The sequence below is a fragment of the Chlorobaculum tepidum TLS genome (assembly GCF_000006985.1).
Taxonomy (GTDB): Bacteria; Bacteroidota; Chlorobiia; order Chlorobiales; family Chlorobiaceae; genus Chlorobaculum; species Chlorobaculum tepidum.
The window spans coordinates 1,802,686-1,824,527 of record NC_002932.3 but is presented as its reverse complement, the minus strand read 5'-3'; the positions used below and the strand labels follow the sequence as shown (position 1 = coordinate 1,824,527).

The 21,842-nt window shown below is 50.2% G+C and carries 24 protein-coding genes; 15 read left to right on the top strand and 9 right to left on the bottom strand.

The window, feature by feature from the left end; translation table 11 throughout:
- The first annotated feature begins 4 nt into the window (after positions 1-4).
- From dusB to AYT24_RS08710, 4 genes are all read left to right on the top strand, one after another.
- Positions 5-1,048, top strand: coding sequence for a tRNA dihydrouridine synthase DusB (gene dusB, locus AYT24_RS08725; protein WP_164927287.1), 1,044 nt, complete (start codon positions 5-7; stop codon positions 1,046-1,048).
- 22 nt (positions 1,049-1,070) lie between these two features.
- A complete protein-coding gene (locus tag AYT24_RS08720; protein WP_010933585.1) occupies positions 1,071-2,087 on the top strand; it encodes an aspartate-semialdehyde dehydrogenase in 1,017 nt (338 codons plus the stop codon).
- A 173-nt stretch (positions 2,088-2,260) separates the two neighbouring features.
- On the top strand, positions 2,261-2,500 hold the full coding sequence (locus AYT24_RS08715; protein WP_010933584.1) for a DUF4160 domain-containing protein: 240 nt from the start codon (positions 2,261-2,263) through the stop codon (positions 2,498-2,500).
- Complete coding sequence (locus AYT24_RS08710; RefSeq protein ID WP_164927120.1) at positions 2,460-2,738, top strand: DUF2442 domain-containing protein; 279 nt, start codon at positions 2,460-2,462, stop codon at positions 2,736-2,738. The genes AYT24_RS08715 and AYT24_RS08710 overlap by 41 nt, the downstream gene beginning before the upstream one ends.
- Before the next feature lie 128 nt (positions 2,739-2,866).
- Here the strand turns inward: AYT24_RS08710 and AYT24_RS08705 are convergent, their stop codons facing one another.
- The 5 genes from AYT24_RS08705 to alr all read right to left on the bottom strand — a co-directional run bounded on the left by AYT24_RS08705 (position 2,867) and on the right by alr (position 7,032).
- Positions 2,867-4,093, bottom strand: coding sequence for an ISL3 family transposase (locus AYT24_RS08705; RefSeq protein ID WP_010932135.1), 1,227 nt, complete (start codon positions 4,091-4,093; stop codon positions 2,867-2,869).
- 48 nt (positions 4,094-4,141) lie between these two features.
- Positions 4,142-4,306, bottom strand: coding sequence for a hypothetical protein (locus AYT24_RS08700; RefSeq protein WP_164927119.1), 165 nt, complete (start codon positions 4,304-4,306; stop codon positions 4,142-4,144).
- A gap of 143 nt (positions 4,307-4,449) precedes the next feature.
- Positions 4,450-5,313 carry a hypothetical protein gene (locus AYT24_RS08695; RefSeq protein ID WP_010933582.1) on the bottom strand — a complete coding sequence of 288 codons (864 nt, stop codon included), beginning with the start codon at positions 5,311-5,313 and terminating at the stop codon, positions 4,450-4,452.
- Complete coding sequence (locus AYT24_RS08690; protein ID WP_010933581.1) at positions 5,313-5,828, bottom strand: ComEA family DNA-binding protein; 516 nt, start codon at positions 5,826-5,828, stop codon at positions 5,313-5,315. The genes AYT24_RS08695 and AYT24_RS08690 overlap by 1 nt, the downstream gene beginning before the upstream one ends.
- 52 nt (positions 5,829-5,880) lie before the next feature.
- Positions 5,881-7,032 carry an alanine racemase gene (alr, locus tag AYT24_RS08685; protein WP_010933580.1) on the bottom strand — a complete coding sequence of 384 codons (1,152 nt, stop codon included), beginning with the start codon at positions 7,030-7,032 and terminating at the stop codon, positions 5,881-5,883.
- 164 nt (positions 7,033-7,196) lie between these two features.
- Between alr and AYT24_RS08680 the strand changes: the two genes are divergently transcribed.
- From AYT24_RS08680 to AYT24_RS08630, 11 genes are all read left to right on the top strand, one after another.
- On the top strand, positions 7,197-8,567 hold the full coding sequence (locus tag AYT24_RS08680; protein ID WP_010933579.1) for a cystathionine beta-synthase: 1,371 nt from the start codon (positions 7,197-7,199) through the stop codon (positions 8,565-8,567).
- Between the two features lie 256 nt (positions 8,568-8,823).
- Complete coding sequence (locus tag AYT24_RS08675) at positions 8,824-9,384, top strand: hypothetical protein (RefSeq protein ID WP_010933578.1); 561 nt, start codon at positions 8,824-8,826, stop codon at positions 9,382-9,384.
- 32 nt (positions 9,385-9,416) lie between these two features.
- Positions 9,417-9,614 (top strand): 30S ribosomal protein S21, encoded by a 198-nt coding sequence (rpsU, locus tag AYT24_RS08670; protein ID WP_010933577.1) that lies wholly within the window; start codon positions 9,417-9,419, stop codon positions 9,612-9,614.
- 74 nt (positions 9,615-9,688) lie between these two features.
- A complete protein-coding gene (aroA, locus tag AYT24_RS08665; protein ID WP_010933576.1) occupies positions 9,689-10,993 on the top strand; it encodes a 3-phosphoshikimate 1-carboxyvinyltransferase in 1,305 nt (434 codons plus the stop codon).
- A 158-nt stretch (positions 10,994-11,151) separates the two neighbouring features.
- Positions 11,152-11,526: a hypothetical protein gene (locus AYT24_RS08660; RefSeq protein WP_164927118.1), complete on the top strand. Its 375-nt coding sequence runs from the start codon at positions 11,152-11,154 to the stop codon at positions 11,524-11,526.
- Positions 11,527-11,697: 171 nt separating this feature from the next.
- Positions 11,698-13,803, top strand: a complete 2,106-nt coding sequence (locus AYT24_RS08655) for a helicase HerA domain-containing protein (RefSeq protein ID WP_010933573.1) — start codon at positions 11,698-11,700, stop codon at positions 13,801-13,803.
- 11 nt (positions 13,804-13,814) lie between these two features.
- Positions 13,815-15,182 carry a DNA double-strand break repair nuclease NurA gene (locus AYT24_RS08650; protein ID WP_010933572.1) on the top strand — a complete coding sequence of 456 codons (1,368 nt, stop codon included), beginning with the start codon at positions 13,815-13,817 and terminating at the stop codon, positions 15,180-15,182.
- Entirely contained in the window at positions 15,179-16,306 is a 1,128-nt protein-coding gene (locus tag AYT24_RS08645) for a DNA methyltransferase (protein ID WP_010933571.1), read from the top strand. The genes AYT24_RS08650 and AYT24_RS08645 overlap by 4 nt, the downstream gene beginning before the upstream one ends.
- Entirely contained in the window at positions 16,303-17,619 is a 1,317-nt protein-coding gene (locus AYT24_RS08640) for a hypothetical protein (RefSeq protein ID WP_164927117.1), read from the top strand. The genes AYT24_RS08645 and AYT24_RS08640 overlap by 4 nt, the downstream gene beginning before the upstream one ends.
- Before the next feature lie 163 nt (positions 17,620-17,782).
- The gene (locus AYT24_RS08635; RefSeq protein ID WP_010933567.1) at positions 17,783-18,268 is read left to right on the top strand and encodes a class I SAM-dependent methyltransferase; all 486 of its coding nucleotides are present in this window, start codon (positions 17,783-17,785) and stop codon (positions 18,266-18,268) included.
- 72 nt (positions 18,269-18,340) lie between these two features.
- Entirely contained in the window at positions 18,341-18,619 is a 279-nt protein-coding gene (locus AYT24_RS08630; protein ID WP_164927116.1) for a hypothetical protein, read from the top strand.
- Positions 18,620-18,849: 230 nt separating this feature from the next.
- On the opposite strand, the gene AYT24_RS08625 is transcribed toward AYT24_RS08630, so the two are convergent.
- From AYT24_RS08625 to AYT24_RS08610, 4 genes are all read right to left on the bottom strand, one after another.
- Entirely contained in the window at positions 18,850-19,620 is a 771-nt protein-coding gene (locus tag AYT24_RS08625; RefSeq protein ID WP_010933566.1) for an alpha/beta fold hydrolase, read from the bottom strand.
- A gap of 3 nt (positions 19,621-19,623) precedes the next feature.
- Positions 19,624-19,950: a YtxH domain-containing protein gene (locus AYT24_RS08620; protein ID WP_010933565.1), complete on the bottom strand. Its 327-nt coding sequence runs from the start codon at positions 19,948-19,950 to the stop codon at positions 19,624-19,626.
- Positions 19,951-19,990: 40 nt separating this feature from the next.
- Entirely contained in the window at positions 19,991-21,403 is a 1,413-nt protein-coding gene (locus AYT24_RS08615) for an HD domain-containing protein (protein ID WP_010933564.1), read from the bottom strand.
- Between the two features lie 142 nt (positions 21,404-21,545).
- Complete coding sequence (locus AYT24_RS08610; protein ID WP_164927115.1) at positions 21,546-21,818, bottom strand: RNA recognition motif domain-containing protein; 273 nt, start codon at positions 21,816-21,818, stop codon at positions 21,546-21,548.
- Positions 21,819-21,842 lie beyond the last annotated feature (24 nt).

The following is a 21,842-nucleotide window of genomic DNA, read 5'->3' as shown; positions in this document are numbered from 1 at the left end:
CGCCATGCGCATCGGAACCATCGACATCGACCGCCCGATCATTCTCGCGCCCATGGAGGATGTGACCGATCGGGCCTTCCGGCAGCTCTGCAAGCAGCACGGGGCGGATATCGTCTATACCGAGTTCATCAGCGCGGAGGCACTGCGGCGCGGCGTGGAGAAATCGATTCGCAAGATCACTGTGGCCGACCACGAACGGCCGGTTGCGGTGCAGATTTTCGGCAACACGGTCGAGTCGATGGTCGAGGCGGCGGCGATTGCCGAGACGTACGAGCCGGATTACCTCGACATCAACTTTGGCTGTCCGGTGAAAAAGGTTGCCGGTCGCGGCGCCGGAGCTGCGCTGCTGAAGGAGCCGGAAAAGCTTTCGGAGATCGCCTCGGCAGTGGTCAACGCGGTCTCGCTGCCGGTGACGGCCAAGACCCGTATCGGCTGGGATCACGACTCGATCAACATCACCGACACTGTGCGGCGGCTCGAAGATGCGGGTATCCGGGCGGTGGCGGTGCATGGGCGGACGCGCAGCGATATGTACAAGGGGCGGGCCGACTGGGGACGCATCGCCGAAGCGAAGCAGGCGTGCAGCATTCCGGTGATCGCTAATGGCGACGTCTGGCTGCCGGAAGACGCGGTGGCCATGTTCGAGCGCACCGGTGCGGATGGCATCATGATCGGGCGCGGCTCGATCGGCAACCCCTTCATTTTCGAGCAGGCGAAAAGTCTTGTCAAAGAGGGCGTGCGCCTTTCGGCTCCGTCCTATCGTCAGCGGATTCAGGCTGCTGTCGATCATCTTCGGCTTTCACTGGAGTACAAGGGCGAGAAATACGGTGTGCTTGAGATGCGCCGCCACTACTCGACTTATCTGAAAGGACTTCCCGGTGTTTCGAAAGTGCGCAACCTGCTGGTGCGCGAACCCGATCCGGCGGTGATCGTCGAATTGCTCCGGGAGTTCGAGGCTGCGTGCGAAGCGCTCGACCGCGAGGGGCTTCTGAAGGAGGGGGGTGAAAACCTGAACGATCACTCGCCCAGACTGATTCTCAATTACTAAACCATCATCCATTCTTACGTATATGAGCAGTGAAGCAGGCTATCGAGTAGCCGTTCTTGGCGCAACCGGCCTGGTTGGCAGAACCATGATCAAGGTGCTCGAAGAGCGCAATTTTCCGGTCAGCGAGCTGGTGCCACTCGCCTCTCCGCGGAGCCGGGGCGAAGTGATCACCTTCAATGGGCGCGAGTTCGTGACCGAAGTGCCGTCGGCGGAGATTTTCAAAGGCGTTGACATTGCGCTCTTCTCGGCTGGCGCGACGGTGAGCAAGGAGTGGGCGCCCGTGGCCGCCGAGGCAGGCGCGATCGTGATCGACAACTCCTCGGCTTTCCGTATGGACGAGGGAATTCCGCTTGTTGTCCCGGAGGTCAATCCTGAAACTATCTTCGACCGCGAAGGCAAGGCGGCTCCGATCATCGCCAATCCCAACTGCTCGACCATCCAGATGGTTGTGGTGCTCAAGCCGCTCTACGACGCCTACGGCATCCGCCGCGTGGTGGTTTCGACCTACCAGTCGGTGACGGGCAAGGGCAAGGCCGGACGCGATGCGCTCGAAAGCGAGCTGGCGGGCAACATCCCCGACGAGTTCACCCACTTCCACCAGATCGCCTTCAACGCCGTACCGCAGATCGACGCCTTCACCGAGAACGGCTACACCAAAGAGGAGATGAAGATGGTTAACGAGACGAAAAAGATCATGGGTGACGACACCATCCAGGTCTCGCCGACCACCGTGCGCATTCCGGTTTATGGCGGCCACGGAGAAGCGCTGAACGTCGAGCTGAGGAGCGATTTCGATATCGACCAGGTGCGTGCTCTGCTCGCGGGATCACCGGGCATCGTCATGCAGGACGACCCGTCGGCGCGTCTTTACCCGATGCCGATGACCTCCTACGAGCGCGATGAGGTGTTCGTGGGCCGTCTGCGCCCCGACTACTGGCACCCGCGCACCCTGAATCTCTGGGTCGTTGCCGACAACCTCCGCAAAGGCGCCGCCACCAATGCCGTGCAGATTGCTGAGCTGCTGGTGGGGAATCTGTGAGGATTGATGTGTGACTGAATTTCTTGTAGGGGCGGTTCTTGTGGCCGCTCTTTTTATTTGGGAGGACAGGACGGCAAGGACAGCAGGGGCGGGCGTTTTTGGCTTTTGGTGAGGGAGGAGAGGGATTGTTATATTGTTCTGCGGTTGAGGAATCCAAATCTTGGGGAGCGTGTATGAGTCCTACCGTTTTTTGTGAGCAGGGATTTCGATTTTTCTTCTTTTTGCGTGAAGAGAAAAGGATGCATGTGCACGTTATATCGGGGGACGGCGAGGCGAAGTTTTGGCTGGAACCTGAACTTGAACTTGCAAAGAATCATGGATATTCCAGAATTCAGTTGAAGCAGATTGAATCAATAGTGGAGGCGCACAGCGATGAACTTGTTAAAGCATGGAGAAAGCATTTCAGCAGTTGAGGTGTCGAATATATCACAGCACGGCATCTGGCTTCTTGCTCACGGGAAAGAGCTTTTTTTGTCGTATGCTGATTTTCCGTGGTTTAGGGATCAGACGGTAAAATCGATTCTCAACGTCAAGGAGCAGTCGCCCGGTCATTTCTGGTGGCCCGATCTGGATGTCGATTTGACGGAGGAAATTATAGAAAATCCGGAACGCTTTCCGCTTGTTGCTGATGCACGGGTGATATATAAATAATTATTAAAATTATTTCCGATACGATCTGAATTGTCATGAAAATATATTCCAGAGCCTGCGACAGGAGAGATTGAAGGCTTTTTTGGGTTCTTCGCAGAATATCGTGGGTAAAGGAGCGCTGGGTTACGTCATGATCCGATAGCCATGTTGAGTTTTCCGCAGTAAAACAAAATCCGGATTCGGTAACTCTCGAACCGGTGAAACCCTCTTGCAGAGGCCTTGACGATCTGAATCTTGCTGTTCAAGCCTTCGGAAACTGCGTTGGTGATCGGGTGTTTGAACCAGGTCAAGACGTTGCCGAAATGGCGCTGAAGCAGCTCTTTGACCTTCGTCAACGGAACCAGACCAACCTCATCGATCCGCTTCGACCAGTACTCGAAAAAAAACGTCCCGGCATCAGCGCAACCAAGCTGCCAGAAGGCTCGAAACATATTTTTCAACGACCACGCCTTCCCGGTTCTGAACTCCGCGTCCATCAGCTTGCCCAGCTCGGCCTGTTGCTGCTCACCCATGTTTTCCGGATTACGCAGCCAGACATATGTTGAGCCGATCAGGCGTTTGTCTCCGGCCTTGTCGAGTTGGCGACACTCCTTGCGACGCACCAGATCGACAGCCTCATTGAGATACTTGCTGATATGAAAGCGATCATGCACCAGATCGGCCTTCGGCAACAGCTCTTGAACGGCATGGATAAAGGGTTTCCACATATCGACCGAGACCGCCTTGACCCCTGCTTGCTGGCTGTCGTTCAGCGATGCAAGCAGCTCTTTGGTCGCCTCGGTCGTGCGATGCTCGACCACCTCAAGCACGCGCCTTTCGCCGAGATCAGTCAGCGTTGTGACGTCATGCTGGCCCGCCTTGAAGCTTTTTTCATCGATGCCCAGATACTCGACGGTTTCGGTTTTCCGGCGAACCAATCCTCGCTGAACGGCGCGTCGCATGATTTGATTGACGGTATGCCAGTTCAAGCGCAACAGGCGCGACGCCGCCTTGATATTGGCACAGTGCAACAACAGCTCGACGGCGAAGCTCTCGAACAGCAACGTGAAACGAGAATGCCGTGCCGCCCATGGCGCCTGAACGGTTTTGACTCCATGCTCCTTGCATTGGCAACGAGGCAAACGGGCCACCAGAATCGTCTCGAACTGCATCGTATCAAGATGACGCCACCGCTGCTCAGCGGCATGGTCATAGATGAGGCATGATTGGCCGCAGATTGGACACTCGCCCTGCTTGCCGGTAAAGGCCAGTCTGATCTCCACTTGCCGGCTACTCATCGACAAGTTGACGTTCTCGACTTCCCAGTTTGAGGGAAGACCTAACAGTTGGTGGTAATGGCTTGACAGGCTCTGCATGGGCGGATCAATGTGGTTAGCTTGCTTGAATTGCACGACTACGCCAAGTTACCCATTACAGCCACAGCTTTCCACGATATTCTGCGAAGAGCCAAACTTTTCAAAGGCTTTATCATCCAGACAAGGAGCGACATCCAACAGGTCAAGGCGGCCATCTTCCGCGACAATCGACAACGCCCAATCCGGTTGCGGATTAACTTCTGCAATTCTCACTGGTCAAGTCCCTTGATTAGAAGTGGTTTTTTTCTTCGCGATGAATTTCGATCCATGATAGCGACCACCCTCTGGATTCAGAAAAATGAAACCACCAACTCTTCAAATCTAAACAACATTAGCAGTTCGTCAAAAATAGTGGATCACCCGCCGTTCAGCGCCATGATGGCTGTGCTGACGGCGCGAATGGTGGCGGTTGGTGATTTTCCTTTGCTGGCGCCTTTTTCTACTGATACCCACGGGTGCAGTTCGAGCGGCTCGATAGCACAGGCAGTTTCCCGGCCGATGCGCTCAATGACTTTTGCGCTCGCAGCCGAGCCGGTCACTTTAACAGGTGCTCCATCGATGGGAGCCGAGGTCAGCTCTCTGATGGCAAAGTATTCCCGTTCACTCCCATCCTTTACCGGCCAGTACCGGAAATAGCTGATTTTACCGTTTGTCGAAATAGAGAGCGCCGCATAGCGTTCTTCGAGCTCCAGGACTGCCAGTGTTTCTCCTGTCACGGAGGACAGGCGGGCCACTGCTTCGACATGTACTCCCCGCCAGCCAACACGAGCATGTTTTAATAGCTCGTTTTCGATGAATTGCGCCGGTTTGACCGGATAGAAGAGCAGCATCCGCCGATCCAGTCCGGAGGGCTGGTCAGGGGTTGGTTCCAGCACCATATCGTGCCATTGCCATCTATCGGCCTCATGGAGAAAATAGCCAGCCTCTATCCTGCACAGGCTGTCGCAGTATTCGGCAGAACTTCCGGACGGGAACCAGGCCGGCAGGGTCATGAGTTCTGCGGGGGAAAAGCTGAGGGCGACCGGTTCGTTTCGCCACTCTTTGAGCGCTGAGAGGAGCTTTCCGGCGAGCTTCGAACCTCTCGGACTGCCCAGATCGTCAAGCCCTCCCTCGATGGTGCGGCACATGGTCATCGTAAACGAGCCGTGACCGGTCGATTTGACTCGCGCTATGGTGGTGCTGTTCGCGTCGAACGCACAGGCTGTCTGGCTCCGGCTCATCAGTTGAGGGTAAGATGCTTTTGGAGGAGTTCGAGTTTTTTCTTGCCGATTCCCTTGACTTTCAGAAAATCGTTAAAATGTTCGACTTTTCCCCCATTCTGTTTTCGGAACTCGATAAGGCGCTTGGCCATCATCGGACCGACGCCGGGGATCATCTGGAGTTGCGAAGCCGACGCCGTTCTGAAAACGATGGTTCCGGAAAACTGTTTTTTCGATGTACGCCTTGCCGAAGATTTCGGCGCTGTCTCCTCCTGTTCCGCATTTTCCGCAACGACGCCGGAGGTTTCAGCCGCCACCGTATCGCCGGGCTTCATGGCGAGGCTGAGCAGACTGTCCACCTCGGCTTCGGAGTAGCGGGCCGTTTCGGCTTTTTTGATCGCCTTGTCGGTATTCTGCACCGAACCGCTGTACTTCAGCGCTCCTCCGAGCAGCAGGAAGAAGGTGAGCAGTGTGACGGCGGTTATTTCCGCTCTGGTGATGCCGAGTTTGACGGCGATGTTGTTGAGAAAATTCATAGGGGTTGAATTTTCTGTTAGGGGATTCAGGTCATCGCAATGGCGATGCTTGTTAAACAACTATTCTTCTGACGCGGCGGGAAACCGAACAGAGCAGTTCGTAGCTGATCGTTCCGGCGGCGAGGGCCTGCTCACCTGCCGACGGGCCGTCCCAGCCGAAGAGCACTGCCGTGTCGCCGACCTTGACCGAATCATCACTACCCAGATTGACCATCGTCTGATCCATTGTGATCGTGCCGACCTGCGGGAAGCTTTTGCCGCCGATGCTCACCCGCGCTTGGTTGGAAAGCGCGCGATGGAAGCCGTCGGCATATCCGGCGGAGATCGTCGCGATTCGTGTCGCTTTAGGCGCGCTCCATGTGCGGTTGTAGCTGATGGCCGTGCCTGCGGGCACCTCCTTGACGAAGATCACACGGCTCTGGAACTGCATCACCGGCCTGACGGGAACGGTCGAGGGTGCGGCGTCAACCGGATGGCAGCCATAGAGCAGAATCCCCGGGCGCACCATGTCGAGCCGTGCGTCTGGCATCGAGATAATGGCTCCGCTGTTTGCCGCATGCTTCGTCACGGTTTTGCCCGTTCGACGCTCGTAAGCGCCGGTTACGTGCAGGAAACGTTCGAGTTGCCGGGCAGTGAATCCTTCAGGCTTGTCGCTTTCAGCGAAATGGGTGTAGATGCCGGTCAACTCAAGGTTCGGGCAGGCCTCGATCAGCTCCAGCAGTTCCGCTGCTTCTTCGGGCGTGACGCCGAGCCGCCCCATGCCGGTATCGACCTTGAGCTGCACCTGGAGCCGTCTACCGCATGCGGCGGCAATCGATTCGGCAGCTCGGGCAGTTTCGTGGTCGCAGACGGTCATTTCCACGCCGTGTTGCAGATACAGATCGATATGTCCGGCGAGAGGCGAGGCGAAAGCGAGGATGCGCGAGTCCGGCAGCATCCGGTGCTCCTGAAGAAGTTCGATCGCTTCGTAAATGTTGGCCACGCCGAAATCCCGCACTCCCTCTGCTTCGAGCGTTGCCGTGACCTGCGTGGCTCCGTGACCATAGGCGTTGGCCTTGACGATGCCCATGACACGGCATTGCGGCCCGGTGATGGCGCGGATGCAGGCGAGGTTGTGGCGGAGATTGCCGAGTGAAATGAGCGCTTCCGAAAGGTTAGGGCCGTTCGGCGCGGCGGCGGAGTTCTGTTCGTGACTGGCGCTCACAAGGGTGATTTATGGTTGAGGTTCAGGCTGGAAGCCGGACATGCTCTAAAAAACGCTTTTTGCCCATGATTTTCAAAACAATGGCGATTAACTGACGGGAATGGACAATTATTGTTCTATGTATTATTATTCACGGAAAAACCATTATCAGAGTATCGAGCACCATGACCAACGACATTTTTGACATCTCGGACAACACTCCGCTGGTTCTCATGAAGCAGCTTACCCGGCAGAAGCGCGCACGGTTCATGGCGAAGCTCGAATACATGAGCCCCTGCTTTTCGCACTATTGCCGGGTTTCGGGGGCCATCGTGCGTGACGCCGAGGAGCGCGGGGCGATTCATCCCGGCATGACGCTCGTGGACTGGACCTTCGGCACCAGCGGCATCGCGCTCGCGATGGCCGCCGTCAGCCGGGGCTACAAAGTGTTGCTCGCCGCGCCGGAGAGCATCTGCCGCGAGAAGCAGGAGGTCCTTCGGGCGCTGGGCGCGGAGCTGGTGCTCACCCCGTCCGAGGCGCTGCCGGGCGATCTGCAAAGCTGCGTCGATGTAGCCGAGAACCTTGTCCGCACGCTGCCGAATGCCTGGTTTGCCAACATGTACCAAAATCCGGTCAGCCGCCAGGTGCATCAGGATGGCACGGGGCCAGAGATTTTCCGGCAGACTGAGGGCAAGGTGACGCACCTCTTCGTGCCGATGGCTTCGGGCGCGATGATCTCCGGGATCGGCCGCTACTTCAAATCGGTCAATCCGGAGGTTCAGATCATTGGCGTTGAGCCGGAGGGTTCGGTTTACGGCGATCTGCATGGCGGCAAGAGCCAAGGCACTCCCTCCGCGTTCCAGCTCGAAGATATCGGCGCGGTCAGGCCGACCTCTTTCTGGGACCCCAACGTGATCGACCGGATCGTGCAGGTCAGCGATGCCGACGCATTCAACTGCGGCCGCGAGTTGCTGCGTGCCGAAGCGGTCTTCGCGGGCGGAGCCTCCGGCGCGGCGATGGCTGCGGCTCTCCGGGAGGGCGAGGCGTACGGCGATGACGCGCTGGTGGTGGTGATGATGACCGACTTTGGCGGCTACGACCTGTCGCGCATGTACAACGATGACTGGATGCGGCGTCAGGGATTTTACCGGAAATCCAAGACCGCGCTCGACCAGATCACGGCGGACGACATTCTGCAACGCAAGGCCCACAAAGACCTCATCTTCGCCCAGCCTGAGCAGACGCTTGCCGAGGTTTTCGAAACAATGAAGCAGAACGACGTTTCCCAGATGCCCATTGTTTCGTTCGGCGCGCCCATCGGCAGCATCAGTGAAAACAGGATTCTCTCGATTCTCATTGAGAACGATTCGGCCATGAACGCCAAGGTGGTTGCCTTCATGGAAAAGCCGTTCCCGGTCTGCCAGCCCGATGCAACCATTTCCGAACTGTCGGAAAAATTGCAGACAAATGCATCCGGCGTGCTCATCAGCCTCAGCGATGGCCGCTTGCAACTGATTAACAAATCAGACCTTATCGATGTGCTGACTCGCAAGTGATGTCTGTCTGAATTATATGGTTGTTTTTTTGGGGTGATTTACTTATCTAAGCACTCCTGAGCAGAGAGCTTTACGGAACCATCATCAGCTATGGTTCCTGTACGTCTCTGCTGAAGCCATATTTCCTTGGACATGAGGCATGATCGATGGCCTAAACCGGGTAACGTCCCCGGAACCTGTTCAGGAAAGTACTTCCGAACCTTGTGCAAGCGCATGACAGAGGGCAGGGACATGCACTCCAACAACAGCGACATTTATGAAGGTAGAGTCCAGAAAAAGGCAGTACATACTCGAAGGCAAGATCAAACCTGGTTTTTGCGATGGCTGTGGTTGTGTCACCGAGCGGGTGTTTGTTGGTGAATGGAAGCCGAGCGACAAGCCTAAGGATGAGGATCCGCTTTTCGGATTGTCCGATAAAAAGTCGAAGGAGAAGAATCCGGCCGCGGAAGAGGAGGCTTCGGCTGCCGAAAACCAGTACTGGATCCGGTGCACCTCCTGCAACCAGGTGCATCTTCTCAAGGAGTGGCAGATACAGATCGACAAGGAGCTGAGCCCCGACGAGCTGAAGCCCGAGGATTGCCAGCTCTATACTCCTCATGGAATCTATGCGCAGGGGGATGCTTTGTATCACAAATCCCTTGATGAAGTGGGCGTTGTTCGTGAAAAACATGCGACCGGAAGCGGCGCGCATGTTATCATCGTGGAATTTTGCAAAAGCGGCCGGAAGCAGCTTCTCGAAAACGTGCAGCTCAACCAGGGCAAGCCGAAAAGCACCGAGTCGGTTACGGATATTATCAAACTTAAATTACGGCGTTAAGAGTCGAATCACAGGCAAGGGGGTGAATTTCATTGGTCAGCGTTCAGGTGAATGAAAACGAATCGATTGACAAGCTGCTCAAACGTTTCAAAAAGAAATACGAGAGAGCAGGCGTTCTGAAGGAGTTTCGTAAAAAGGCGTACTTCGTGAAGCCTTCGATCGAAAAACGTCTGAAGCGTTCAAGAAGCAAGCGTCGCGCACAGCGCGCTAACGAAGAGCGCAACTCCTGATTTTTCAGGAATTCAGTATTGAAAAGCAGCTCCCTTGGGGCTGCTTTTTTTATCGAACTCAAAAACAGCCAGCAATGAGCACTTTTCAGGGCGAGGTGACGACCCTTCCGCCGGACAAATCGATTTCGCATCGCGCCGCGCTTATCGGCGCGCTCGCCGAAGGCACGACCGAGATTTCCAACTTTTCGGGTGGATACGATAACCAGTCAACCCTGTCGGTGCTGCGCGATGCCGGTATTTCCATTCGACAGGAGGAGCTTTCCGCCGGTGACGGGCGGATCGAGCGGCGCGTGGTGATCGAGTCGAACGGCCTCTGGAGTTTCCGTGAGCCCTCCGTGCCGCTGATGTGCAACAACTCCGGCAGTACGATGCGCATGATGGCGGGTATTATGGCCGCGCAGCCTTTCCGGAGCGAGCTGGTGGGTGACGCTTCGCTGATGAAGCGCCCGATGAAGCGCGTCGCCGATCCGCTGCGGCAGATGGGCGCCGAAATTTCGCTTTCCGACGCCGGAACCGCGCCGGTCGTCATCCACGGCACCAAAGCGCTGAAGACGATCGAGTACCGTCTGCCGGTGCCCTCGGCGCAGGTGAAGTCGCTCGTGGCCTTTGCGGCGCTGCACGCCGATGGCCAGTCGAAAATCATCGAGCCGATCCGTTCGCGCGACCATACCGAGCTGATGCTGGGCCTCGCAACCATCGATCGGCCCGACGGCGTTCGCGAGATCATCATCGACGGGCGCAAGCCGATTGCCGCCAAACCGTTCAAGGTACCCGCCGATCCCTCGGCGGCCTGCTTCATGATCGCCCTCGGCCTGCTCGGCGAGCGCTCGGAGATCGTGCTGCGCAACGTCTGCCTCAATCCGACGCGCGTGGCCTACATCGACGTGTTGCAGGAGGCGGGCGCGGGCCTCGGCATCGAGAACGTGCGTTCGGAGGGCGGCGAGCCGGTGGGTGATATCGTCGTCCGGAGCTGCTCCGGCTTGAAGCCGCTGCGCATCAGCGACCACGGCGTTGTGGCTGGGGTGATCGACGAGGTGCCGATGCTTGCCGTGCTCTCGGCCTTCGCCTCGGGCGAGTTCGAGCTGCACAACGCCGCCGAGCTGCGCACCAAGGAGAGCGACCGCATCGACGCGCTGGTGGTGAATCTTCAGCGTCTCGGCTTCGAGTGCGAGCAGTACGCCGATGGCTTTGTGGTGAAGGGACGGAAAACCGTCGCTTCAGAAGAGGTTGAGATCGAGTGCTTCGACGACCACCGCATCGCCATGAGCTTCACCATCGCCGCCGAAGCCGCCGGCGCATCGCTGCGCCTCTCGGATCGCGACGTGGCGGGCGTGTCGTTCCCGAATTTCTTCGCCCTGATCGACTCGCTGCGGCAGTAGGGGGGAGAAGGGTAGGGGCGGGAATTTTCCCTGGGAGCGCCGAGCGCCTGCTCGGCAATGGAGCTGGAGGCTCCGCATCATGCTTTTACGATTCTTTCGACAATCGACACCATTGCAAAAGCCGGGCATCGCCCGGTTTTTTGCGTTTCTGGGGGGAGATGAAAAAGGAAATCCTGTGGCAAGTTTCCCTGATTTGTTTGCGCGGCGGAACAGATTTTTTACTTTCAATGAATGTGTTGGCTGAAGTACAAGGTAGTTTCACCTTTCTCCCACAGCAAATGCCTCACGCAAGTACTTCCATAAAGAACGCGCTGCTCGAATTCGCAGGTGTAAAGCCGCTGCTGTCAGGCGTTTGGCGGAGTTGCGGTCGTTGGGTTGTCTCGGATGCGGATGGGGGGAATGGAGCCAACAAAGTTTGGAGAGAATTAAAAGCCCATTTGATGATTTGTAATAAACACGACAAGAGAACACCGGGCAATAACGCGCTACTTTGTTGCGCTTATTGGTCTGATATGGGATGTAAGGCGCAATAGAGTAGCGCATATAAGCAAGTTGTGCGTCAGTGTAAAAAAGACAGCCGACACGCAAATGGCACATTTGGTTTTTGCCTACACATGAGCCAAAACTCAAAAAACCAAAAGAGTCATTTTTTTGCCAACGCACCGACAGAAATTAATAAATTTGACAACTAATAAATTGACAATATGAGTATAGAACAGGGACTTAACTCAAGACGAGAAAACGACAAACAAGTTGAAAGCCAACAATGGTTTCAAAAGCTTATTCAAGCAGACCAGTATGTTGGTGACATTTACTCTATCAACTATGAGACAGCAAGAGTAATCATTCACGACTTTTACAGAGAGAAAGTTGGTGGAATACCAAGTTTAAGTTTTCTAATTGCGACACGAGTTGACCCAAGTAAAACAGATATTGACTTTAAAAAGGAAGATGCTTCATTTGTTCTTTTACGAGTAATGGATGCAGCAGCTTTACCACAAGACAAAGAAGCAGAAAGAATTAGAGTTGAAACGGCTCAAAGAATAAGCGGAGAAACTGAAAAACATTGGGATGATGCAGGTTCAATGGACTTGCGAACAAAAAACATTCTTGGATTTGCTGGTGTTCAATGCCGAATTATTGGAACATTCTTTCTTGAAGAAAACGGTCAAAATGGTGACGCCCCTCTTAACCTGAAATTTGGTAGCGATATTTCTAATTATTACCCAAACAGGGGCTTGAAAGTTTATAAGCCAAACGGAAAAGCACTTGAACAAATCGTAAATTACGCAGACCCTACAAGTATTCAGGCTCACACAGAGAAATACGGAAACACAGAGAGAGTGAAACTTGGATTTGTTCGCTATGCTTCAACAAATCGTAAATATCAGCAAGTAGATGATGTTCCAGTTTATATATATCCTGCGGACTTGCTATCTCAAAAATCTGCATTGTTCGGTATGACAAGAACGGGTAAATCAAACACCACTAAAATTATCGCCAAATCAGTATTTGAATTAAGAAAAAATGAAAATCCTAATGACAGACCGCTACGAATAGGGCAAATTATTTTTGACCCAAATGGTGAGTATGCAAATGAAAATGTTCAGGACAATAATTCCGCTCTTAAAAATGTTTGGCAACTTTTGCCTAATGGTGTAAAGGCAAACGAAGTTATTACCTATGGAATTACAAGACATCCAAATGACCTTGAAAGAACCTTAATGCTTTTAAACTTCTTTGAAACAAGTAATACGCAGATTGGAAAAAGTATTATTGATAGCATCCTATCAGAAGATAGCACTAATTACATCAAACAATTCTGCCAAGTAAGCTTTGATGAACCTGACCCAAATGACCGAAGTGCAACTACACGTTATAACAGACGATTATTAGCCTATCGTTCAGTATTAGCCAGAGCAGGTTTTCAAGTTCCACCAAGTTTAAGGGCAAGCACAAGGGGTCTATTTAATCAAGACTTGATTACCGCCCTTCAAACGGGAAGAAATAATAATCCGCCAACCCCTGAATATGTTTCAGCAGCACAAGTATTCTCAAACCCAAATCCTGCTTGGGGTCAACTTGCTAACGCTTTTGAAGCATTAGATAAATTCATTCGAGACAGCAGTAGTAATTACACCGCATTTGAAAATGCTTATGTAAGTCGTCCTAATGGTTCAGGCGACAGATGGGCTGATGAAGATTTGAAAAAAATTATTGGCATTTTTCAATATTCCAACGGAACTAGAAAAATCGGCAAAGCGGCAGAACAACATAGTGCCGACACAACAAGTGATTATGCAGAAGATATTTACAACCACCTTGTTCAAGGTAAATTGGTAATAATTGACCAATCAAGTGGAGAACCCGAACTCAACAAATCTTCTGCGACCAGAATAATGACAAAGATTTTCAAAGAAAATCAAAGAAAATTTGTTCAAGGCGAAACAAACATTCCTGAAATTTTAGTTTATGTTGAAGAAGCCCACAATATTTTGCCTGCAGGTAATGATTTAGATTTATCAGACATTTGGGTAAGGACTGCAAAAGAAGGTTCTAAGTATCGCATCGGAATGGTTTACGCCACGCAAGAAGTAAGCAGCATTCAAAAGAACATTCTTAAAAACACTGCCAATTGGTTTATTAGCCATTTGAACAATACCGATGAGACAAAAGAACTTTGCAAGTATTACGACTTTGCAGACTTTGAACCATCCATAAGACGAGCCCAAGATAAAGGGTTTTTAAGAGTAAAGACTTTAAGTAACCTATTTGTCATTCCAGTTCAAGTGGACAGGTTTGAAGTTTAACACACTATCATATGAGTTTTGAAGGAGAATTTGCCAGTTACGAGCCTTTAAGACGGTTACTTGATAGTGAAAAAGTTAAATCACTTCAAAACCGACTTAAAATAAGGCAACAGGAAGAAGAAACAGAAGACTTTGAAGGTTCAATAGTCAAAAAATCTGATTTGACCGAAAGTACCTTACAACCTGATTTAGTTCTTGCAATTGATGGAAGCAATTTAGCTGCTAAAGCAGAAAACGGATTTCCTGGTGCTGAATTTGGTTACATTACCATTGCTTCCGTATTAATTGACTTGAAATTAATTGGAGAGTTAGAAAAAAAGGAATTTGTTGAACCAAAGAAATTTCGTGAAACCGAAAAAGCATCAACCATTGAAAGCGTTTTTCCCGGTTGTAATGTAATTCTCGATACAGAAAAAAATGCTAAGTCTTCCTTACGGAGAGCTTTATTTGAAGAGTTACGCAGCAACACCATTTTTTCAGATGGAGAAAGTTTGCTTGATACCTACGAGCATCTTTTTAGAATAAAACGTGAACATTTTCAAGAAAGAAATTTACCAAGAAGCCCAATTGAGGGAGTTGAAGAAGAAATGACTTATGACTTTGGGGAATATACTTGTCCTCATTCAGGCGAGCCGCTTTTCTCAACTGATGCTTTGCGTTTACACGAACTTATGAACCCAGGCGGGAGCAATGGTGAAATGTTTGGGCAAATAATGTCCACTCTTGAAAAACTTTGGCTTGTTCACATTCTAAGAGCATTTGAACGCAAAGGTTGGTTAGCAACACTTCGCAGAGTTGCTTTTATAATGGATGGACCTTTAGCCGTATTTAGCACTTCATCTTGGTTAACAAAAGTTATAAGTCACGAATTAACTCGGCTGAATGACCTTCAACGGAAAATAAATGGTCAAGACCTTTTAATCATTGGAATTGAAAAATCAGGAACATTCTTCAATCACTTCATTGAGATAGACACTACCAAAGATGGCGTAACTGATAAATTTCCAAAACAATCTGCCTTACTCTTAAATGACGGCTACATAAAACGAAATATCATTTTTTCTGAGAGTATCAAACCTTACGGTCAAGACACTTATTTTGGAAGAAAACTTTTCTACAAAGCGGCATCAGGTCAAAAAATTGTTCCTGTCGTAGCTTGTTTCAACGAGTATCAAAGAAATCTTAATACAGCAAATCCTGACCAATTTACAAGATTAGCAGATGTTATGAATTTGCTAGACCTACTTGTTTCAAGCAGATACCCGAATTCTGTTTCTCCGTTAGTTTCAGCACACGCAGAAGCAGCAATTCCTTTGAACTTAGGCAAGCGAATTTTTGAAGACATTGCAAGAGAAATAAGAGAGAAATCAAAAGAATGATAGCAAAGGAAAAAATATTGAAAGGTTTTGAAACTGCCGAAGCACGTTGGGCAAGGTTTGGACCATACTATGCAATGTTTCCTTTAGAATTTGCATTTGATGTAGTTGAGAAATACTCAAAGAACGGTGATTATATAATTGACCCTTTTGCGGGTAGATGCAGTAGTATATATGCTGGTGGCGTTTTAGGAAGAAATAGTTTAGGATTAGAAATTAACCCTGTTGGTTGGTTGTATGGAACTGTAAAACTGCATCCAGCAGAAAAAGAAGAAGTCATTGACCGACTACTTGAAATTTACAGTAAGAGAAACTATTATAACCGAGCAATCCAAAAAATGCCCGAATTTTATCGCATTTGTTACTGTGACGAAGTTCTTAAATTCCTGTTAGCCGCCCGAACTCATTTAGATTGGAGAAACAATAAAGTTGATGCGACTTTGATGTCAATACTTCTGATTTACCTACACGCAAAAATTGGCGAAGGACTTTCCAATCAAATGAGAATGACTAAATCAATGGGGATGAATTACTCTGTGCAATGGTGGAAGAAAAACAATATGACCACACCGCCTGAAATAAACCCCTGCGATTTCATTCTCAAAAAAATCGAATGGCGTTACGAGAAAGGTAAACCAAAAGTTTCTGAGAGTGCCGTTGTGTTCGGTGATAGTTCAAATAAATTAATAAGCATTGCAGAAAGAGCAATAAACAATGATATAAAATTTTCTTTGCTGTTTACTTCACCACCCTATTACTCGATTACTGACTATCACGCGGACCAGTGGTTGCGACTGTGGCTTTTAGGTGGTTCAGAAAATCCTCAATCACTAAAAGATAAGCATAAAGGGCGATTTGTAAATAAACAAGAATATTATGACTTACTGGACAACGTTTTTGGACTTTGTGCCAAAATGATGAAAAGAGAAAGCACTGTTTATGTTCGGACAGACAAGAGAGAATTTACTTTCAACTCTACACTTGAAATACTGAAAAGGCATTTCCCAAATCATTCAGTTAAGATTGTCGAAAAACCTTTGACAAAGGACACAAAAACTCAAACAAAACTCTTCGGGGACAAGACAATGAAGCCAGGAGAAGTTGATATAATAATGTCGAGAAAATGAGCCAACTCAACAGCCACACACATTGCCAAGTCGCACAAGCCAACCCACAAGCCAAAACTTGGCAAAGAGTGTGTCTGTTCCTGCGCACAACTGGCAGACAATCAAGACAAAACAAGAACACCGAACGCACAGCACATGGTATAGTGCATGCGGGTTTCAGTGGTTTTCGAGCGTTTGTGGCTCGTAAAAAAAGTCTATGTAAACTGAAAGGAAATCGCCTCGTAATCCCGCACGACACCATACCATCAACCGTTACCAGCAATATTAGTATGACAACAAACCTACAAGACATAATCAAAGGAATTCAAAAGCAAAATCAGACTATGCAAAGCGCATTCGGACTGAATTCGCTACAAGGAATAGCAGCGGCAATAGAAAAACAAAACAAAGCACAGTTCAATTTTTCGGGACTAAGTGGTTTGACAGATATTGCTAGGACAATTTCCCAACAGATGAAGCCATTAAACGCTACATCATTAGTTTTAGGAAATAGTATTCAAGCACAATTGGCTGCAATTCAATATCCGAAAAATCATTCAGCGTTATTCGGATTGACTTCCACACTTGCAGAACTTGCAAAAACAAATCAAATTGCCTCAGACAGACTTTCAGGGTTTGCAACAAGTCAGCTATTACTTTCAAAAAACTTGACAGAGATTGCAAAGACATTAAGCCAATCTCACTTAAATAAGTTCAATACTATAGATATTGCTTTGCAAGGCATTTCTAAAACTTATTTGAAGAATATTGCCTTGACTCGTAACTGGGAAGACATATCAGTTGCAGAAGAAGCGAACGAAACAATTGCAAACATTGCGGACGAATTACTAAATAATACAGCGCAAGTTACCGTTCAAGACCTTGACAATTTAAGACAGTCAATTGTTACAGAACTTCTGGGACTACTTGGGAAAACCAAAACAGATAAGGCTCGACAGTTTATCTTTGAATTAATTTCAACAATTAGCTTTCTTTTAATATTCTATAATCCTTTTGTTATACCGACAGATAAAAGCAATTCTGAAGTTATCATAGAAACCAAAAGAGAAATTGAAAAAATAAGTAAAGAATTTTCATCAAAAATTGAATCGGAACTGAACAAACTTAACAAGACAAGAACCGCAAGGACTAATGTTAATTTAAGGTACTCAGACAAGAAAAATTCAAAAATAATTGGTCTTGTCAAACTCGGACAGCAAGTTACTGTTATTGAAATAAGACACAAACACCTTCTAATTTCATACATTGACAAGGAAACTGGAGAACCAAAATCGGGTTTTGCAACTAAAAAATATTTTGACATTGACAAATAGAAATACTGCTGGTAACAGCGGTTTGGCAAAAGTGGCGGTTCATTGCTCCGCAGACACATTTGTGGTTAATCAAACATTGGTTCTCCGCATCAACATTTGTGGTGAAAATCGCCACCTTCGCCAAGCCGCAAAACGTTATGGGCAATAATAAAAAACAAAAACTATGACAGAAAAAATTTACACAGAAGAAAATGGCGAATATTTAAAAAACAATCCAACTTGGCATGTTGAAGATTCGCCTTGGAAAGCAAAACAAATTTTAAAGATGTTAAACAGCAATCCGATAAATCCAAAATCTATTGCAGAAATAGGCTGTGGTGCCGGTGAAATATTAAATCAGTTGCATTTATCAATGCCAAATTATGTAAGCTTTACGGGATATGATATTTCGAGTGATGCAATAAGGCTTGCTAAGACACGGGAAAAAGAAAGGTTAGAATTTAAGCATGAAAATTTTTTGGAGACAAGTGCAAGGTTCGATTTATTACTAATGATTGATGTTTTTGAACATGTTGATGATTATTTGGGGTTCTTGAAATTGAGCAAAAGCAAAGCGAAAAATACAATATTTCATATTCCATTGGATATTTCGGTTCAGGCGATATTGAGAAATAAACTAATGTCACGTCTCCGCTATATTGACGGATAAACTTGCGGAGAGAGGATGCGGGCCTGCTCATAAGCCTATAAAAATAAAGAGATTAATCAGTTTTTGTAATTTTTGATGAGACAGTTTTGTGGTGACGTGACACTAATGTCTGGACGAAATTCTGTTGGTCATTTGCATTATTTTATGAAGGAAACAGCAATTGCGACATTAGTTGATTCTGGTTATGATATTGTAGATTTCTTTTATACTGCAGGTTCATTGGATTTACCAAGAAAGACACTGAAATCAAAAATTGCAGTTTTACCAAGAAAATTAATGTTTAAAGCAAATGAAGATATTGCAGCAAAAATATTAGGAGGATTTTCATTATTAGTTTTGACAAAGAATTAAAGCCCATGACAATGTATAAAAATAATAAGCCGAAACAGTAGTAAAATCAAGGTTTGTAGCCCGCTTAAACTTTTCGTGTAACTTGACAGGAAATCGCCCGCAATCCCTTACTGCACTTAGCCTCAGCCGTTATAATAAATAAGTATTTTTAGCGTTAGAATGTTCGCTGTACAGGAGATGAAAATCAACCCCCCCCCCAACAAGTTCGCACCGGTTGAGGGTTTCCTTTTTTACAAACTCCGCAAATGCTCCAGCAGAATTCCGTTGAAGATCGCGGGTTGGTCGAGGTTTGAGAGGTGGCCCGCGTCGGGAATCAGTTCGAGCTTCGAGCCGGGAATCAGGGCGTGCATGGTGGCGGCGATTTCCGGCGTGGTGACGATGTCTTCCATGCCGTTGACGATAAGCGTCGGGCAGGTGATTTCGGTCAGCATTTCTGTCGAGTCTTCGCGTTCGGCGATCGCCCGCATCGCTTCGCTGATCTCCTCCGGCGCCTGGCGGACGATGCTCTCCCGCGTTTTCTCGACGAGCGATGGGTTCGATTCGTAGGTCTCCTTGGCGAAGAAGTTCGGCACCATCCTCGCCGCCGCCTCTTCGGCTCCTTTCTCCATCACCGCTTTCCGAAACTCCTGCCGTACGGAGAAAGCCTGCGGCGTGTCGGCGTTGGCGCGCGTGTCGCAGAGCACCAGCGATTTTGTCAGCTCCGGGTAGAGCCGGTAGAAGGCCATCGCCTGATAGCCGCCCATCGAGAGGCCAACGATGGTCGCGCTCTTCCAGCCGAGCGCTTCCATGAGGCGGGCGAGGTCGTGCGCGTAATCATCCATGCTCCAGCCGGGGCGTGACGGCGTTGACTCGAATCCGTACACGGCGGGGGCGATCACCCGGTAGCCCGACTCGGCCAGCGGCGCGAGCTGCGGCTCCCACATCTGCGACGAGACCGGGAAGGCGTGCAATAGCAAAACATTACCGGCGTCACCGCCCGCTGCTCCATTGAACGTCAGCATGACTTAGTTCTCCTGCGCTTTGGCCTGGCTGCCGCGAATGTCGCGGATGATGTTGTTGGCCTCATCGAGAATCTTGCGGGCCTCGTCACGGGCGCTGTCGATGATCTCTTGCGAGCGGTGCTTGGCCTCGTTGCTGTATGCCGCTTCGTGTTCCGAACCCTCGTACAATTCCGTTGCACGGTCAATGGCGCGCTTGACCTTGCCGCTGATGATCATCTGGGTGTCTTCGCCTTTGCGCGGAGCGAACAAAAGACCCATGATGGTGCCGACTGCGGCGCCGAGTATGGCTCCGAAAAAGAGTCCCTTGTAGTATTTGTCCTGATTTTCCATGATCTCGGGATTTTGTTGTAAAAAAGAAATATAACAAAAATCAGCGCCGCAGGATTTCCACCACCGCCTCTTCGAGGCCGGAGAGCGTATCGACGAGGTCGTGACGGCACAGTAGCCTGAACTTCTTGGTGTACTGTTCAAACGAAAGGATGAAGTCGGAGCCAAACACCGATTCCCGGAAATCGTCGAACCGGACGTATCCGTTCGAGTCCGTGGGCTGCACCAGGTGCCGGTGCTCGCTTTTGGTCGGCCAGATGCGCAGCTCGCGGAAGTCGCTGTAGTCGAACACATCCTTCGATGGCGGCGCATCGATCAGCACTTCGTGGCCTGCAAGTCTTTTACCGGTTTTTCCGGCGAGCATGGCGCAGATTTCCAGCTCTTTCTCTTTGCGGCGTCGGTGGCTGGTGTTGTAGGCGAACCAGACCGGATCGATCTCCATTGATGGTTCGTGATAGGGCCGGATGGTCATGGCGCGTTTGTAGACGCGACGCTCCAGAATTGCATCGAGCAGCTCTGCCGCTGGCAAGCCAAGCCCGCGAATCGCCCGCTCAAGTTCGAAAAGCACCCGGTCGTCGGAGTTGAAATAGAAGAGTTCGCGCAAGGTTTCCATTGGCAGGGCGCTCTCGTCGGCGACGTCCTGCAACAGCCGCCGGAGCATGGTCGAGAAGGTGCGGCTCGTGTGGTGCCAGTAAACATTGCGCATCATCATGTACTTGGCAAACAGCAGGCTTTCGAGCGGCGCGATCCCTTTTTCGGTGATCGCGAGGCGCTGGCGTTCCGGGTCGGGCACGAACGATTCGATGAGCCGCTCGATGTCGATGCTGCCGTACGGAATGTTGCAGTGGTGTGCGTCACGCATGAGGTAGTCCATCTTGTCGGGATCGAGCGTGCCGCTCACCAGCTTGCCGAGCCGGTGCGCTGTTTTTCCGGCGATGATTTCGGTGACGGTGTCGGGATTGACCTGCCAGTCGTCGTGCAGGATGGCCGCGATGGAGGGAGTGTCGCGATGCTCCTCGTTCAGAAACTGGCCGGTCAGCGATTCGTGGTGCGCGAACACGGCGGAGCTGTCGCCTGCCGGGGTGATCTCCTCAAGTACATGCGCGTGGGGATAGTGTCCGATGTCGTGCAACAGACAGGTGGCCAGCAGCGTGCGGCAGGTCTCGTCGTCGAACTGCAATCGTTCATCCTGCAATTCAAGCGCCAGAGGATTGCTCACCATGCGCTGCAAAATCATCTTCATCAGGTGATAGACGCCGATGGAGTGTTCGAAGCGCGTGTGGTTCGCGCCGGGGTAGACCTGCTGGGCGAATGAAAGCTGCCGGATGCCCTTGAGCCGCAGGAACGACGGATGGGCGAGAATTTTCTTGAGCGGCGCGCTCAGCGGGATGTGGCCCCAGATGGGAATGCGGATAAACCCGCCTTCGGAGCGGAAAAGAAACGGCTCGGCGATCATGATGCAGGGGATGATTGACAGTGTCTCGCGCAAGATACGCACGAGCCCTTCTCTCGGCAAGACATGATGGGTCGGGAATGGCAGGGCAATAAAAAAGCTGCCGTTTTCGACAGCAGCTTTTGGCTTGTATTCCGGTCAGTGCTCAGTACCTGGGGCGGGCAGCCGGGCGCTCTTCACGAGGCTTTGCTTCGTTCACCCTGATTTTTCTTCCGTTGAGGCTGCTTTCGTTCAGCTGGGAAATCGCTTCGTTTGCCTCTGCGTCGTCAGGCATTTCAACGAATCCGAATCCTTTTGAACGGCCAGTGAACTTGTCGATGATGACGTTTGCTTTGGAAACCGTGCCGAATTCGCCAAATGCGCCGCTCAGGTCTGCTTCAGTGACGTTATAGTCGAGATTGCCGATGTAGATGTTCATGCTTTTTAAAGGTCTTGGTGCTTT